The following is a 15852-nucleotide window of genomic DNA, read 5'->3' as shown; positions in this document are numbered from 1 at the left end:
CGGCCCGGTCCAAGGTCTCTGAGTGTTCGCTGCCTCCCAAGGCGTTGCCGGCATGGCGCTTGCGCAAAGCAAATAGAACGTCGCGGAGGGGGGCTCGCCTTCTCCTTGAGTTTCCTTGTTAATTTCGATCGCGCCAAAACCCGTCAGACCGTGCCCTTGCCCAGGGGCCAAATCTGCGCAACCCCAGGGCACGCGGAACCGTCTCGAAAGCGCAATAGAAGCAATGCGTTATGGGGCCCCTGGGGAGTTCGCTGCCGCATTCTGCAGAATTGTCGGCTCGGGCCGCCGCCAGGATCATATGCGACTGCCCTGCGTCGCAGAGGGAGCGCCTGAGCGCCGCCTCACAGCTCCGGATGCAGTCGGACGCACAAGGCCTGCCGGCATCGCTCGCTGCCGATGCCCCCGGCAGCATATCGTACGAGAATGCCGCTATTGCAGGTTGACGGCGCCGCGGCGCAAATCAGCCTCGATCTGCAACCGCGTGCCGCCGCCGAAGCGGGCGCGGTAGACCTGAAGGTTCTCCATGATCCGCTGCACGTAGTTGCGCGTCTCGGAGAACGGAATCAGCTCGACCCAGTCGACCGCGTCGACCTTCGGATCGCGCGGATCGCCATATCGGTCGACCCACTTCTTCACGCTGCCGCGGCCGGCATTGTAGGCGGCAAACGTCATGATGTAGGAGCCGCGATAATCCTCGAGCAGTCCGCCGAGCTCGGCCGAGCCGAGCGTGGCGTTGTAGACCGAATCGTTCTTCAGCCGGGACAGATCGTAGGTCGCGCCGTGACGCTTGCAGACGTAGCGGGCGGCGTCAGGCGTCACCTGCATCAGCCCATAGGCCTGCGCCGGCGAGACCACCGACGGATTGAACGCGCTTTCCTGCCGCGCGATCGCATAGATGATGCTGCGCTCGACCTCGGGCCCGATGGGCGTGAACTGCGGAATGCCGTTGATGGGGTAAGCGTAGAAGTCGAACGGCAGGCCGCGGTTGAGCGCGGACTTGCCGAGCAGCAGCATGCCGCGCGCGTCGCTGTAGCGCTGGGTCAGCTCGCCGAGACCGGCAAGCGCCTCGGGATCGCCGTTCTCGCCCATGTCGGCGAGCATCGGCACGGCCATTTCCCGCTCGTCGAGCTCGTAGAGCAGCTGCGCGGCGCGCACGATCTCCAGCCGTTCGGCGCCGCGGCCACGCGGCTGGCTGTTGAGCTCGATCTGGGGCAGGCCGAGCTTTGCGCGCGCGAGCTGGCCGTAATAGCTGGTCGACTGCTCGGCGGCGCGGGCGTACGCGTTGCGCGCCTCCTGCTGGCGACCCATGGCTTCAGCGGCGCGGCCCTGCCAATAACCGGCGCGCGCCAGCGCGGTCGGATTGACGCTGCCGACCCCGATGCGGGCGAAATGCTGCGCGGCGGCGGCGGGGTCGCTGAGGAAGCGGAGCGCGATCCACCCGGCGGTGAACTCCTGCTCGGTCTTGTAGATGTCGCGCGAGGGCAGCGCGGCGTCGCGCGCGATCAGATAGGCGCTGCGGAATTCCTCGGTGTCGATCATCTTGCGCGCCAGAAGACGGCGCTCGATCCACCATTCGTCGAGATTGTAGAGCCGGCCCGGATCCTTCGGTGCCGACAGCATAAGCTGCGCGGCTTCGGCGAATTTCTCCTCGCGGCGCAGCAGCTGGATCTTGCTGAACATGAAGCCGGGATCGTTGTGCAGCTCGCGCGGCACCGCGTCGAGCAGCGCGCGTGCGTTCGGCGCCTTCTTGACGGCGGCGATGCGGGCCTTGGCCAGCGCGACATAGCCAGCGCCGAGGCGCTTTGCGGCGCGAAGCGCAGCCTCGTTCTCGCTGCCATAGAGCAGGGTGTCCATCCGTGCCTTCTGATCGCCTGGCGTCAGCAAGGCGCCGAACTGGTCGAGCGCGTTGTTCTCCGTGTCTTCCGACATCGGATCGCTGCGCCAGGCCTCGCGCACCAGACGCTCGGCATTGGCCCGGTCGCCGCGCGCCAGCATCGCCTTGGCAAGCGTGAAGCGACCCTTGGCGGAGATCGGAGACTCGTTCTCGAACCACGACCACGCAACGGAATCATCGCGCCGATCGTCCCACATCGCAGCCTCGAGGCGCCGGCGCAGGAAAGTTTGCGACGGCCAGCTCGGATTGGCGGAGATGAAGGCCCGATAGCGCTCTACCGTCGCGCCATTGTCCTCGCTGCGCAGGATGATCCACTCCGCGAGCTTTCGCGCGACGGGATCGGAGATCGAGGCCGCATAGCTGGTGGCGTCGGCCGCCTTGCGCTTGCGCACGAGCTCGATGACGTTTTCGAGCGTGTCCTTGTCGGCCTGCGACGTCGACGATGTCGCCGCGACCGCGGCCGGGATGACCGGCTTGCGCGGCGCTGCATGCTGTCGGGTCGCAGGAGCCAGCACCGGAGCTGCGAGGGGTTTGGCGGGGGCCGGGGCGGTTGGTCTGACGGTGGCCGTCGAAGGGGCGGCGGGTGCAGTCTTGGGCGCCGAAGTACCGGCGGCCGGGTGCGGCTTTGGCGCGGGGGCCGCAGGCTTGGACACCGCCGCGGGCTTCGGTGCTGCGGCCGGCTGCGCTACTGCCGCCGGCTTCGCTGCTGTCGCCGGCTTGGGCTTGTCCTTCGGGGATTCCTTGCCCGCGTCCTTGCCAGTGTCCTTGCCGGCGTCCTTGGCAGGTTTCTTCGCGGCATCCTTGGCCGGGGCGCTGGCCGCACCCTTGCTGGCGCCCTTGGCGGTGGACGTGTCTTTGGATGTTTCCTTGCCGGTTCCCTTGGAATGGTCCTTGGCGGCCGGCTTAGCGGGGGTCTTGGCCTCGTCTGCGGCTGTCTCGTTGGATTTGGCCAGCGCAGCACAGCCGACCGACAGCCCTGCCATCAGGCATGCGACCAGGCCTAGGGATCGCCATGCGGCACGAGAAAGGGAGGTCACGGCGTTTCGTCGCCCCGAATCAGTCAAGTGGCTAGGATCTAGCTGTATTTGATTGAATATGCGGACAAAATACCAACAGCCGCTTACCTCGGGCCGATTTGCACCATCACCGCGGCAAAATCGCGGCCTAAACGGTGCGTCACACGGCAGCGGCCCTTTTACCGAAGGGACAGACCCGATATGAAGGGGGCTTGCTCGAGAGATCGCCGCGTACGGAGGAAGTCCATGGCAGCCAAGACGAAATTCCGGGGGTCGTTCACCGCCTTGGTCACCCCGTTCAAGAACGGCTCGCTGGACGAGGCGGCGTTCCGCTCCCTGGTCAATTGGCAGATCTCTGAAGGCACCAATGGCCTGGTCCCGGTCGGCACCACCGGCGAGAGCCCGACGCTCAGCCATGACGAGCACAAGAAGGTCGTCGAATGGTGCATCGCTGAAGCCAAGGGCCGCGTGCCCGTCGTCGCCGGTGCCGGGTCCAACTCGACCAAGGAGGCGATCGAGCTCGCCCAGCACGCCGAGAAGGCGGGCGCGGACGCCGTGCTGGTCGTGACGCCCTACTACAACAAGCCGACGCAAGAAGGCATGTACCAGCACTTCAAGGCGATCAACGACGCGATCGGGATTCCCATCATCATCTACAACATCCCGCCGCGCTCGGTGATCGACATGTCGGTCGACACCATGAAGCGGCTGTGGGAGCTGAAGAACATCGCCGGCGTCAAGGACGCCACCGCCAGCATGGTCCGCGTCTCGCAGCAGCGCGCGGCGATGGGCGAGGACTTCAACCAGCTCTCCGGCGAGGACGCGACCATCCTCGGCTACATGGCCCATGGCGGTCACGGCTGCATCTCGGTGACCTCGAACGTCGCGCCGCGCCTGTGCTCGGAGTTTCAGGCTGCCTGGGCGAAGGGCGACACCAAGGCGGCGCTCGCGATCCACGACAAGCTGATGCCGCTGCACAACAACCTCTTCATCGAGAGCAATCCGGCGCCGATCAAGTACGCGATGTCGCTGCTCGGCAAGCTGGACGAGACGCTGCGGCTGCCGATGGTGCCGGTCTCGGAGCCGACGCGCGTTGCCGTGCGCAGTGCCATGGTGCACGCCGGACTGATCAACTGATGAGCTAGTCAATCGGGGGGGCCGTTCATGAGCGTCGAGGAAAAGGGCACGCGGATGCTGAAGGAATTCCGCGAGTTCGCCATGAAAGGCAATGTCGTCGACCTCGCGGTCGGCGTCATCATCGGCGCGGCCTTCGGCGCCATCGTCACGTCGCTGGTCGGTGACATCATCATGCCGATCATTGGCGCTGCGACCGGCGGCCTCGACTTCTCGAACTACTTCGCCCCCTTGTCCAAGGCGGTGACCGCCACCAACTTAGCGGATGCGAAAAAGCAAGGCGCAGTCCTCGCTTACGGCAGCTTCCTGACGCTCACGATCAACTTCATCATCATCGCCTTCGTGCTGTTCCTGGTGATCCGCGCCATGAACACGCTGAAGCGGAAGGAAGAGACCAAGCCCGCGGAACCGGCGAAGCCGTCGGAGGAGGTCGTGCTGCTGACGGAGATCCGCGATCTCCTCAAGAAGTGACGCGCACGCTTCATCCAAACTGTTAGCTTACGTGCGCATCTCGATCAGGTTTGTTTTCCATGGCCGATAAGAACGAACGTCCGATCAAGGTCATGGCGGAGAATCGCAAGGCTCGCTTCAACTATGCCATCGAGGATACGATCGAGGCTGGCATTGCGCTGACCGGCACCGAGGTCAAGTCGATCCGCAACGGCAAGAGCACGATCGCGGAATCCTATGCCGATTCCAAGGACGGCGAGATCTGGCTGATCAACGCCACCATCCCCGAATATCTTCAAGGCAACCGTTTCAACCACGAGCCCAAGCGGCCACGAAAGCTGTTGCTGCATCGCCGGCAGATCAACAAGCTGATGGGCGCAGTCGACCGCGAGGGCATGACGCTAATCCCGCTGAAGCTCTACTTTAACGAGCGCGGCCGGGCGAAGCTGCAGCTGGCGGTTGCAAAGGGCAAGAAGCTGCACGACAAGCGTGAGTCCGAGAAGAAGCGCGACTGGAGCCGGGAGAAGGGCCGCCTGATGCGGGCGAGGGGGTAGCGGAATGACCCAGAGGAACCTGCTCGAGGTCGATTGGAGCAAGATTCCCGCGCCGACCGACGACGGCGGCGCCGCGCATCTCAAGGGCATGACGCTGCCGCCGATCGGGCTGCTCGCGACCGACGACAGGTCGGTCACGCTGTTGGCGCTGCGAGGCCGCACCGTGGTGTTCGCCTATCCGCGCACCGGCGAGCCCGGCAAGATCGCGCTGGTTGACGATTGGGACATGATCCCGGGCGCACGCGGTTGCACGCCGCAGACCTGCGCGTTCCGCGATCTGTTCGCCGAGCTGAAGGCGGCCGGCGCCTCGCACGTGTTCGGCCTGTCGACCCAGAGCAACGACTACCAGATCGAGATGGCCTCGCGGCTGCACCTGCCATTCCCGGTGCTGTCAGACGAGAAGCTGGCGCTGACGCGCGCGCTGAAGCTGCCGACGATGGAGGTTGCGGGCCTGACGCTGATCAAGCGCCTTGCGCTGATCATCGACGATGCCAGGATCACGCACGTGTTCTATCCGGTGTTCCCGCCGGACCGGAACGCCGGCGACGTGCTCGACTGGCTGAAGGCCAATCCGGTCAAGTAAGACCTAATCGAGGTCGGCCTTCACCTTCGCGAACACGGATCGGAACATGTCCGGCGTCAGCACGCCGGTGTTCGTGTTGTAGCGGGAGCAGTGATAGCTGTCGTAGAGCCTGAACGCGCCGGCCTGATGCACTGCGCCGTGACCGAAGGGGGCCTGGGAGGCCTTCAGCTTGAGCGGCTTGAGCACGCTGTCGTGCGCAATCCGCCCGAGCGCGACGATCGCGCGCAGCTTCGGCATCGTCTCGAGATTCGCGATGAGAAACTGGCGGCAGGTGGTGATCTCGACCGGAAGCGGCTTGTTCTGCGGAGGCACGCAATGCACGGCATTGGCGATCCGGCAGTCGACCAGTTTCAGGCCGTCGTCGGGGCGGGCCTGATAGGTACCCCTGGCAAAGCCATATTCGAGCAGCGTCGCGTAGAGGAGATCACCGGCATAGTCGCCGGTGAAGGGGCGACCGGTGCGGTTGGCGCCCTGCATCCCGGGCGCGAGGCCGACGATCAGGAGACGCGCGCGGATGTCGCCGAACGGGGCAACCGGTGCATTGTGCCACAACGGCTCGCGCGCACGGTTCGCCTCGCGAAAGGCGACCAGGCGCGGACAAAGCGGGCAGTCATGGTCGGGAACGACGGTGGAAGGCTGGCGGCTTGACCGGGCTGCCTCACTCCTCGAAGTCGTCATCGCCCCTCGGCGCCATCGTGGTTGCGCGCTGGAGGAATTGCGGGGCGTGGTGGCGTCCCTCGCGCTCGCCGCGGTCACGCGGGGCGGGGCGTTCGGACGGGTCGCGGCCGAGCTTGGATTGCAGCTCGACGAGGTCGGTGAAGACATCGGCCTGGCGGCGCAGTTCGTCGGCGATCATCGGCGGCTGGCTGGCGATGGTGGAGATCACGGTGACCCGCACGCCGCGGCGCTGGACGGCCTCGACCAGGGAGCGGAAGTCGCCGTCGCCCGAGAACAGCACCATCTGGTCGATGTGCTCGGCGAGCTCCATGGCATCCACGGCGAGCTCGATGTCCATGTTGCCCTTGACCTTGCGGCGTCCGGAGGCGTCGATGAATTCCTTGGTCGCCTTGGTGACGACGGTGTAGCCGTTGTAGTCCAGCCAATCGATCAAGGGGCGAATCGAGGAATATTCCTGATCCTCGATGATCGCGGTGTAGTAGAACGCCCGCAACAACGTCCCGCGGCTCTGAAACTCCTTCAGCAGGCGCTTGTAATCGATGTCGAAGCCCAGAGTTTTCGCCGTCGCGTAGAGATTGGCCCCGTCGATGAAGAGCGCGATCTTGTTGGTAGGAGAAAGTGACATTCAGTTTGCTCGCGTAGAGTTCGTGATTGATCGTTTATTGTTGGCGCGGCGGCAGCAAGCCGCGCTGGTCTAAGGCGCCGTCGAAACCCGTCGAAACCGCAAATCCGGAGAAGTCGGGGCAATCAAGGTATAGTTATGGCGGACCCGCATACGCCCGGCGCCGCCCTCGATGGCAGCCCGGCAAATCACCCATCCCAGCCCCAATGTGGGGGTAGCAGAGCCGTTTGGCGAGGCCAAATCACAAATTGGCCTTGCGAAATCGCCCCGGCCCCTATAACTAGCCCCGATCATCCACATATTTCGTCCCACCCACAACGGAGCGACAGTCCATGGCTCGCGTCACCGTAGAAGATTGTATCGACAAGGTCGACAACCGGTTTGACCTGGTCCTGCTGGCCGCCCACCGTGCCCGCATGATTTCGTCCGGTTCACAACTAACGGTTGACCGCGATAACGACAAGAACCCTGTTGTGTCTTTGCGCGAAATTGCGGAGACGACCGTCTCGCCGGAGGACCTCCGCGAGGAGCTGGTGCACTCGCTCCAGAAGTTCGTCGAGGTCGACGAGCCCGAGCCCGATACGGTGCCGCTGATCGGTTCCGCCGGCGCGAGCGTCGATGCGGACGACACCGAGGTCGCCGTCGAACGCATGACCGAAGAGGAACTCCTGAAGGGTCTCGAAGGCCTCGCGCCGCCCGAGGAGCAGCCGGAGGAGGACGAGTAGATCGTCCCGTCGCAATCATCGATCTCTTGTGATCTTATCAAGGCCCGAACCGTTGTTCGGGCCTTTGCTTTTGTTGGCGTTTTCGTGGTTACCATAGTGCTCTCGGCTCGCGCTGGCCTGTCACCGAATTGATCGGACACGCGCGGGTTCGCAGCTAAGATACGTGCAACGGGCCGTCTCTGGTTCGTTTGAAGGCAGGACGGCATGGTTTATCGGCGCCGCAGATCCACGCAGATGCAGGCCGCAACCGAATCGGTTGCCGTGGCCCCGACTGCGCCGGTGGCGCGCCCGGCCAAGCCGCGCGCGCGGATGATGCGTCAATATGACCTCGTTGAGCGCGTCAGGTCCTACAACCCCAACACCAACGAAGACCTGCTGAACCGCGCCTACGTCTACGCCATGAAGGCACATGGGTCGCAGACTCGCGCCTCGGGTGATCCGTATTTCTCGCACCCGCTCGAAGTGGCGGCGATTCTCACCGACCTCAAGCTCGACGACGCCACCATCGTGGCCGCGCTGCTGCACGACACGATCGAGGACACCGAGGCGACGCGGGCCGAGATCGACCAGATCTTCGGGCCCGAGATCGGCGCGCTGGTCGAGGGGCTGACCAAGCTGAAGCGGCTGGAGCTGGTGTCGCGGGAGGCCAAGCAGGCCGAGAACCTGCGCAAATTGTTGCTGGCCATTGCCGACGATGTCCGTGTGCTTCTGGTCAAGCTCGCCGACCGCCTGCACAACATGCGCACGCTGGATTTCGTGCCGACGGAATCGCGCCGGCGCATTGCCGAGGAGACGCTCGACATCTATGCGCCGCTCGCGGGGCGCATGGGCATGCAGGAGATGCGCGAGGAGCTGGAGGATCTGTCCTTCCGCACCCTCGATCCCGAAGCCTATTCGGTGGTGATGCAACGGCTCGACGCGCTTGCCGAGCGCAACCGCAACCTGATCGGCGAGATCGAGGACCAGCTCTCCAACAATCTGCGCCACCGTGGCCTCGGCGCGCGGGTCTATGGCCGCCGCAAGAAGCCATTCTCGATCTGGACCAAGATGGAGCGCAAATCGGTCGGCTTCGAGCAATTGTCCGATATTTTCGGCTTTCGCCTCGTCGTCAACGACATCGAGGCCTGCTATCGCGCGCTCGGCATCGTCCACACCACCTGGCCGGTCGTGCCGGGGCGCTTCAAGGACTACATCTCGACGCCCAAGCAGAACGACTACCGCTCGATCCACACCACGGTGATCGGTCCCGGCAACCAGCGCGTCGAGCTCCAGATCCGCACCGAGGCGATGGACCAGATCGCCGAGCGCGGCATCGCCGCGCATGTGTTCTACAAGGAAGGCGTGGGCTCGCCGACCGAGTTCCTCAAGCGCGAATCCAATGCGTTCGCCTGGCTGCGCCACACCATCGGCATCCTCTCCGAGAGCGCCAACCCCGAGGAATTCCTCGAGCACACCAAGCTCGAGCTGTTCCACGACCAGGTGTTCTGCTTCACCCCGAAGGGCAAGCTGATCGCGCTGCCGCGCCATGCCAACGTGATCGACTTCGCCTATGCCGTACATACCGACGTCGGCAACAGCGCGGTCGGCTGCAAGATCAACGGCAAGTTCGCCCCGCTGTCCTCGGAGCTCCAGAACGGCGACGAGGTCGAGGTGCTGACCTCGGAGGCGCAATCGGCGCCACCGTCGGCCTGGGAGACCCTTGCGATCACCGGCAAGGCACGCGCCGCGATCCGGCGCGCCACGCGCACCGCCGTGCGCGATCAATATGCGGGGCTCGGCCGGCGCATCGTCGAGCGCCTGTTCGAGCGCGCCAAGATCGAATATGCCGACGACAAGCTCAAGGGCGCATTGCCGCGGCTTGCGCGCACCTCGATCGACGACGTCATGGCGGCGGTCGGCCGTGGCGAGATCAAGGCCTCCAACGTCGCGCGCGCGATGTATCCCGACTACAAGGAAGAGCGCATCGCGCGGTACGGCGTCAAAAAGGGGCTCGTTGCCAAGCTCAGGGAGAAATCGTCGGAGCCGCCGCGCAGCCCGGTCGCAATCCCGATCCGCGGCATCAATTCCGACCTGCCGGTGAAGTTCGCGCCGAACGGCGGTGCCGTACCCGGCGACCGCATCGTCGGCATCGTCACGCCGGGCGAGGGCATCACGATCTACCCGATCCAGGCGCCGGCGCTGAAGGATTTCGAGGAGGAGCCGGAGCGCTGGCTGGATGTGCGCTGGGACATCGAGGACTCCGCGCCGCAGCGCTTCCCGGCCCGCATCAAGGTCGAGAACGTCAACGAGCCGGGCGCGCTGGCCCAGATCGCGACCGTGATCGCCGAGCACGATGGCAACATCGACAACATCAGCATGCAGCGCCGTTCACCCGATTTCACCGAGACGACGATCGATCTCGAAGTCTACGACCTCAAGCATTTGAGCGCGATCCTGGCCCAGTTGCGCGCCAAGGCCGTCGTCGCCCGCGTCGAACGTGTTAATGGATAGCGCCTCCCGGAGGCGACAGTCCCCCTGATCTCGCGAGTCCTGAAATGCCCGCATCTCCGCTCCGCCTCGGCGTCAATGTCGACCATGTCGCGACCCTGCGCAACGCGCGTGGCGGCCGCAATCCGGATCCGGTGCGGGCCGCATTGCTTGCGATCGAGGCCGGCGCCGACGGCATCACCGCGCATTTGCGTGAGGATCGCCGCCACATCCGCGATGAGGACATGGCGCGGCTGAAGGCCGAGATCTCCAAGCCGCTGAACTTCGAGATGGCGGCGACCGACGACATGATGCGCATCTCGCTCGCCACCAGGCCGCATGCGGTTTGCCTCGTGCCGGAGCGCCGGCAGGAGGTGACGACCGAGGGCGGATTGGACGTGGTCGGCCAGCACAACGCGCTCGCGCCCTATATCGCGCGGCTGAACGATGCCGGGATCCGGGTCTCGCTGTTCATCGCCGCCGATCCCGCGCAGATCGAGATGGCGGCGCGGTTGCGCGCGCCGGTGATCGAGATCCACACCGGCGCCTGGTGCGACGCCGTCGTCGACGGCCACACCGACAAGGCCGAGGCCGAATGGCGGCGGATCGTGGCAGGGGCAAAGCTGGCCAAGGCTGCCGGGCTGGAGGTCCATGCCGGACACGGGCTCGACTATGCGACGGCGGAGACGATCGCGGCCCTGCCTGAGATCATGGAACTCAACATCGGCTACTACATGATCGGCGAGGCGCTGTTCGTCGGGCTGGCCGAGACCGTACGCAGCATGCGGGCGGCGATGGACCGCGGGCGGAGCCGGGCATGATCATCGGTATCGGCTCCGACCTGATCGACATCACCCGCGTCGGCAAGGTGATGGAGCGCCACGGCGAGCGCTTCCTCGACCGCATCTTCACCGCGGCCGAGCGGGCGAAGGCGGAGCGGCGCGCCAAGAACGAGAAGATGGTGGTGGCAACCTACGCCAAGCGCTTCGCCGCCAAGGAGGCCTGCTCCAAGGCGCTCGGGACCGGGATCCGGCGCGGTGTCTGGTGGCGTGACATGGGGGTGGTCAACCTCCCGGGGGGGCGGCCGACCATGCAGCTGACCGGCGGCGCCCTGGCCCGGCTTCAGGCCCTCACGCCGGAGGGGTTCGAGGCGCGGATCGATGTTTCGATCACCGACGACTGGCCGCTCGCGCAGGCATTCGTCATCATTTCCGCCGTCCCGCTCGCCAAGCCCTGACCATTCAGTGGAGCCGCATAATTCGTTTGAAATACCAATGTCTTATGTAATTTTGATGCGTTCCTTGATTGCGCGGTCTCCGACAACCGTCTAAAAGTCCGCGGACGCAAATCGGGCTGGGTAAATTCGGCTTTACGCCGGAATTGGCCCTCACTATCAGAATCAGGACAATCTCCTCGAGCCGCGAACCGATGGCTGTTCGCGGGAGGAGGGCGCTCTGTGACCGCCGGCCGGAATTGAGAGAGCAATGAGCGTGACTTCGGGAACGAAAACTGAGAGCGGCGTCGGCGAAACCATCCGGGTCGTGATCCATGCCCTGCTCATCGCGCTGGTGATCCGCACGTTCCTGTTCCAGCCCTTCAACATCCCGTCCGGCTCGATGAAGGCGACGCTGCTGGTTGGCGACTATCTGTTCGTCTCGAAATATTCCTACGGCTACAGCCACTATTCGATCCCGTTCTCGCCTCCGCTGTTCTCGGGGCGGATCTGGGGCTCGGACCCCAACCGCGGCGACATCGTCGTGTTTCGCCTGCCCAAGGACGATTCCACCGATTACATCAAGCGCGTGATCGGCCTTCCCGGCGACCGCATCCAGATGAGGGATGGTCTGCTCTACATCAACGACACCCCGGTCGAGCGGCAGCGCATGAGCGAATTCGTCGGGGAAGACCCTTGCGGCTCCGAAGGCGGCGGCATCTCCCGGGTGAAGCGCTGGAAGGAGACGCTGCCGAACGGCGTGTCCTACGAGACGCTGGACTGCGCCGACAACGGCTACATGGACAACACCAACGTCTATAACGTGCCGCCCGGCCACTTCTTCATGATGGGCGACAACCGCGACAACTCGACCGACAGCCGCTTCCTCGGCCAGGTCGGCTATGTGCCGCAGGAGAACCTGATCGGCCGCGCCCAGATGATCTTCTTCTCCATCGCCGAAGGCGAGCACGCCTGGATGTTCTGGCGCTGGCCGTGGGCGGTGCGCTGGAATCGTTTCTTCAAAATCGTTCGATGAAAGACGAAGCCAAGGATATCGCGACCCAACCGACCGAGGCGCAAGCCGCTCCTGAGGGCGAAGCTGCAACCAAGACGCTTGCGGCCAAGACTCCTGAAATCAAGACTGCTGAAACCAAGGCGCCCGCGAAGAAAAAGCGGACGCGCAGCAGCAAGGCCAAGGGCACGGATGCGAATGCGGCGCTCGAGGCGCGTATCGGTCACAGCTTCACCGACCCGAACCTCTTGATGCAGGCGATCACGCATGTCTCGGCGCTGAAGTCCGGGCGCAAACGCGGCGACAGCTATCAGCGGCTGGAATTCCTCGGCGACCACGTGCTCGGGCTCGTCGTGTCCGACATGCTCTATCACGCCTTCCCGAATGCCGACGAAGGCGAGTTGTCCAAGCGGCTTGCCGAGCTCGTGCGCAAGGAGAGCTGCGCAGACGTCGCCAAATCGCTCGGCCTGCTGGACGACATCAAGCTGGGCTCGGTCGGCTCAAGCGCCGATGCCCGCCTGCGCAAATCCATTCTCGGCGACATCTGCGAGGCCGTGATCGGAGCGATCTTCCTCGACGGCGGCCATGCGGCGGCAGCGGAATTCGTCAGGCGCAACTGGACCGAGCGCATGCACAAGCCGCGCCGGCCTTTGCGCGACCCCAAGACCGTTCTACAGGAATGGGCGCAAGGCAAAGGGCTGCCGACGCCTGTTTATCGCGAGGTCGAGCGCACCGGCCCGCATCACGATCCGCAGTTCCGCGTCGCGGTGGACCTGCCGGGACTGGCCCCGGCCGAAGGCATCGGCGGCAGCAAGCGCGCGGCAGAGAAGGTGGCGGCGTCAGTGATGATCGAACGCGAAGGCGTTGGCGGCAGCAATGACGGCTGAAGCAAGCGGCGAGGCACCCACCGCGACGCGCTGCGGTTTCGTTGCGCTGATCGGCGCGCCCAATGTCGGCAAGTCCACGCTGGTCAATGCGCTGGTCGGTGCCAAAGTCACGATCGTCTCGCGCAAGGTGCAGACCACGCGCGCGCTGATCCGTGGCATCGTGATCGAGAACAATGCCCAGATCATCCTGGTCGACACGCCCGGCATCTTCCTGCCCAAGCGCCGGCTCGACCGCGCCATGGTCTCGACCGCCTGGAGCGGGGCGCATGATGCCGATCTCGTCTGCGTGCTGCTCGATGCCAAGACCGGCATCGACGAGGAGGCCGAGGCCATCCTCGCCAAGGCGGCGAGCGTCAATCAAGACAAGATCCTTGTCATCAACAAGGTCGACCTGGTCCAGCGCGAGAAGCTCCTGGCGCTGGCGCAGGCCGCCAACGAGCGCATGAAGTTCGCGCGGACCTTCATGATCGCGGCGATCTCGGGCGACGGCGTCGACGACATCCGCACGACGCTTTCGGAGATGGTGCCGCCGGGGCCGTTCCTCTATCCCGAGGACCAGATGTCGGACGCGCCGATGCGGCAACTGGCGGCCGAGATCACGCGCGAGAAGATCTATCAGAAGCTGCACCAGGAATTGCCCTACCAGTCCACAGTCGAAACCGACAAGTGGGAGGAGCGCAAGGACAAGTCGGTGCGCATCGAGCAGACGATCTTCGTCGAGCGCGAAAGCCAGCGCAAGATCGTGCTCGGCAAGGGCGGCGCCACCATCAAGTCCATCGGCGCGGATTCGCGCAAGGAGCTGATGCAGATCCTCGATGTGCCCGTGCATCTGTTTCTTTTCGTCAAGGTGCGCGAGAACTGGGGCGACGATCCCGATCGCTATCGCGAGATGGGCCTGGACTTCCCCAAGGAATAACCAAGAAAAGATCGGTGTCCGATGAGCGTGCCCAGCAACGTCCGGCGCTTCGAAGCGCTTCTCTATGCATCGTTGATGCTGGATGCCCTGTCGGTCGCGGTGCAGGACCGTACGCCCAACGCCGAGATGACCGACCAGATGATCATGACGGGGACCCTGCTCGCCGGCGGGATGATCCTGCTGCTGGTCTATTTCGTCTGGCTGGCTGCGCATGGGCGCAAGAACTGGCCGCGCTGGGTGCTGGCGGCGGCCCTCGTGCTGTCGGTGATCTCGCTCGGCCAGATCATCGGCGAGAAGGGCATGCAGCTCGACAGCGCCATCGAAATCGTCTCCTGCGTGCTGACCACGATGGGACTGTATTTCTCGTTCAGCGGCGACGCGCAGGGCTGGTTCAACGCCTAGCGGCTCACGCGGTAGCGCAGGGTGGGTTGGCGGAGCGTAATCTACCAATTTGATGCCGCACGGGCCATCTGGCGGGTTACGCCTTCGGCTAATCCGCCCTACGAATGAAGGGCGGAATCCGCTAAGCTTCACCACATGGAATGGACCGACGAAGGCATCGTGCTGGGTGTGCGGCGGCATGGCGAGTCCAGCGCCATCGTCGAGCTGTTGACGCGCGCGCATGGCCGGCATCTTGGCCTCGTCCGCGGCGGCGCCAGCTCGCGGCTGCGGCCGCTGCTCCAGCCCGGCAACAGCGTCAGTGCGGTCTGGCGGGCGCGTCTCGACGAGCATCTCGGCACCTATGCGATCGAGGGGCTGAAGCTGCGCGCGGCGACGCTGCTGGCGTCTTCGCACGGCGTCTATGGCGTCACCCATCTGGCCTCGATTGCGCGGCTCTTGCCGGAACGCGACCCACACGAGGAGATATTTTCGCTGCTCGAACACTCGCTCGACGATTTCGACGATATCGGCGGCGCCGCCGTGCACGTCATCCATTTCGAGCTGGCGATGCTCGCCGAGCTCGGCTTCGGCCTGGCGCTGGAAAATTGTGCCGTCACCGGCGAGACCACGGACCTGATCTATGTCTCGCCGAAATCCGGCGGCGCGGTGTCGCGCGGCGCCGGTGAGCCGTGGCACGATCGGCTGTTGCGCCTTCCGCCGTTCCTGCGTCATGGCGAGACTGCGAGCGACCTGACCGAGCAGGATCTCCAGGACGGCTTTCGGCTGACCGGCTTGTTCCTGCTGCGCCACGTGCTGGAGCCGCGCGGGCAAGGGCATTCCGACGCGCGAGCAGGCTTTATCAACGCCTTGATCCGGCAGCAGACGAGGGCGACGATGGCTTCGCCATGAGCGGAGCGGGACTCAGCCCTGTTCTGCGACCCCGGAACCAAAACAGGGCCGTTGGAATTGGCGCTCAGGTTCCACAATGGGGATAGCCCACATGTTGATCAGGGGATTCGCCTTGTCCGCGGCGCTGTTCGCGTGCGCGCCTGATGCAATGGCCGGCGAGACGCAACCCGGCGTGTTTCGCCGGGCCTCCTGCACCGTGGTCCGGTACTATGTGGCCAAATATTCCGCTGCGGCCGCAGAGACATGGGCGCGGTCTCATGGTGCGACGGAGGCCGAGATCGAGGCCGCGCGCCGTTGTGTGACCAACGCACCGGCGCCGGCCCAGGCGCCGGGGCAGGCCAAGACCCCGCCTGTGACGGCTGGCTGGGCCGGTCACTAGGCCGCTCCACGGGGAACAATCGATCCTTGCCCG

General features: G+C 64.9%; 17 protein-coding genes. 14 read left to right on the top strand and 3 right to left on the bottom strand.

The window, feature by feature from the left end:
- Positions 1-429 precede the first annotated feature (429 nt).
- Positions 430-2877 carry a lytic transglycosylase domain-containing protein gene (locus tag HAP40_RS22535; protein ID WP_166815653.1) on the bottom strand — a complete coding sequence of 816 codons (2448 nt, stop codon included), beginning with the start codon at positions 2875-2877 and terminating at the stop codon, positions 430-432.
- A 279-nt stretch (positions 2878-3156) separates the two neighbouring features.
- Here HAP40_RS22535 and dapA point away from each other — a divergent pair, with 279 nt between their 5' ends.
- The 4 genes from dapA to HAP40_RS22515 are packed head-to-tail and all read left to right on the top strand — an operon-like array spanning position 3157 to position 5631.
- On the top strand, positions 3157-4047 hold the full coding sequence (gene dapA / locus HAP40_RS22530) for a 4-hydroxy-tetrahydrodipicolinate synthase (protein ID WP_166815654.1): 891 nt from the start codon (positions 3157-3159) through the stop codon (positions 4045-4047).
- A 27-nt stretch (positions 4048-4074) separates the two neighbouring features.
- Entirely contained in the window at positions 4075-4515 is a 441-nt protein-coding gene (gene mscL / locus HAP40_RS22525; RefSeq protein ID WP_246741335.1) for a large conductance mechanosensitive channel protein MscL, read from the top strand.
- A 59-nt stretch (positions 4516-4574) separates the two neighbouring features.
- Positions 4575-5048 (top strand): SsrA-binding protein SmpB, encoded by a 474-nt coding sequence (smpB, locus tag HAP40_RS22520; RefSeq protein WP_035709956.1) that lies wholly within the window; start codon positions 4575-4577, stop codon positions 5046-5048.
- A 4-nt stretch (positions 5049-5052) separates the two neighbouring features.
- On the top strand, positions 5053-5631 hold the full coding sequence (locus HAP40_RS22515) for a peroxiredoxin (protein ID WP_166815655.1): 579 nt from the start codon (positions 5053-5055) through the stop codon (positions 5629-5631).
- 3 nt (positions 5632-5634) lie between these two features.
- Here HAP40_RS22515 and HAP40_RS22510 read toward each other — a convergent pair whose 3' ends face one another.
- Entirely contained in the window at positions 5635-6309 is a 675-nt protein-coding gene (locus tag HAP40_RS22510) for a uracil-DNA glycosylase (protein WP_166815656.1), read from the bottom strand.
- Complete coding sequence (locus tag HAP40_RS22505; protein ID WP_166815657.1) at positions 6290-6934, bottom strand: NYN domain-containing protein; 645 nt, start codon at positions 6932-6934, stop codon at positions 6290-6292. Before HAP40_RS22505 ends, HAP40_RS22510 begins: the two co-directional genes overlap by 20 nt.
- Positions 6935-7263: 329 nt before the next feature.
- Between HAP40_RS22505 and rpoZ the strand changes: the two genes are divergently transcribed.
- The 10 genes from rpoZ to HAP40_RS22455 all read left to right on the top strand — a co-directional run bounded on the left by rpoZ (position 7264) and on the right by HAP40_RS22455 (position 15819).
- Positions 7264-7656: a DNA-directed RNA polymerase subunit omega gene (rpoZ, locus tag HAP40_RS22500; protein ID WP_166815658.1), complete on the top strand. Its 393-nt coding sequence runs from the start codon at positions 7264-7266 to the stop codon at positions 7654-7656.
- A gap of 204 nt (positions 7657-7860) precedes the next feature.
- Positions 7861-10146: a RelA/SpoT family protein gene (locus HAP40_RS22495; RefSeq protein ID WP_166815659.1), complete on the top strand. Its 2286-nt coding sequence runs from the start codon at positions 7861-7863 to the stop codon at positions 10144-10146.
- A gap of 44 nt (positions 10147-10190) precedes the next feature.
- The gene (locus tag HAP40_RS22490; RefSeq protein ID WP_166815660.1) at positions 10191-10943 is read left to right on the top strand and encodes a pyridoxine 5'-phosphate synthase; all 753 of its coding nucleotides are present in this window, start codon (positions 10191-10193) and stop codon (positions 10941-10943) included.
- Positions 10940-11359 carry a holo-ACP synthase gene (gene acpS / locus HAP40_RS22485; RefSeq protein ID WP_166815661.1) on the top strand — a complete coding sequence of 140 codons (420 nt, stop codon included), beginning with the start codon at positions 10940-10942 and terminating at the stop codon, positions 11357-11359. The genes HAP40_RS22490 and acpS overlap by 4 nt, the downstream gene beginning before the upstream one ends.
- Positions 11360-11606: 247 nt before the next feature.
- Positions 11607-12371 (top strand): signal peptidase I, encoded by a 765-nt coding sequence (gene lepB / locus HAP40_RS22480; protein WP_166815662.1) that lies wholly within the window; start codon positions 11607-11609, stop codon positions 12369-12371.
- Entirely contained in the window at positions 12368-13234 is an 867-nt protein-coding gene (rnc, locus tag HAP40_RS22475) for a ribonuclease III (RefSeq protein ID WP_166815663.1), read from the top strand. Before lepB ends, rnc begins: the two co-directional genes overlap by 4 nt.
- Positions 13224-14150: a GTPase Era gene (gene era / locus HAP40_RS22470; RefSeq protein ID WP_166815664.1), complete on the top strand. Its 927-nt coding sequence runs from the start codon at positions 13224-13226 to the stop codon at positions 14148-14150. Before rnc ends, era begins: the two co-directional genes overlap by 11 nt.
- 21 nt (positions 14151-14171) lie before the next feature.
- Positions 14172-14552 carry a hypothetical protein gene (locus tag HAP40_RS22465; protein WP_166815665.1) on the top strand — a complete coding sequence of 127 codons (381 nt, stop codon included), beginning with the start codon at positions 14172-14174 and terminating at the stop codon, positions 14550-14552.
- Positions 14553-14687: 135 nt separating this feature from the next.
- Positions 14688-15440 (top strand): DNA repair protein RecO, encoded by a 753-nt coding sequence (recO, locus tag HAP40_RS22460; protein ID WP_166815666.1) that lies wholly within the window; start codon positions 14688-14690, stop codon positions 15438-15440.
- 91 nt (positions 15441-15531) lie between these two features.
- Entirely contained in the window at positions 15532-15819 is a 288-nt protein-coding gene (locus HAP40_RS22455; RefSeq protein WP_166815667.1) for a hypothetical protein, read from the top strand.
- The last annotated feature ends 33 nt before the right edge of the window (positions 15820-15852 follow it).

The organism is Bradyrhizobium sp. 1(2017), from assembly GCF_011602485.2.
Taxonomy (GTDB): domain Bacteria; phylum Pseudomonadota; class Alphaproteobacteria; order Rhizobiales; family Xanthobacteraceae; genus Bradyrhizobium.
Note: the sequence above shows the minus strand (reverse complement) of the source record. Positions and strands in the feature narration are given on the sequence as shown.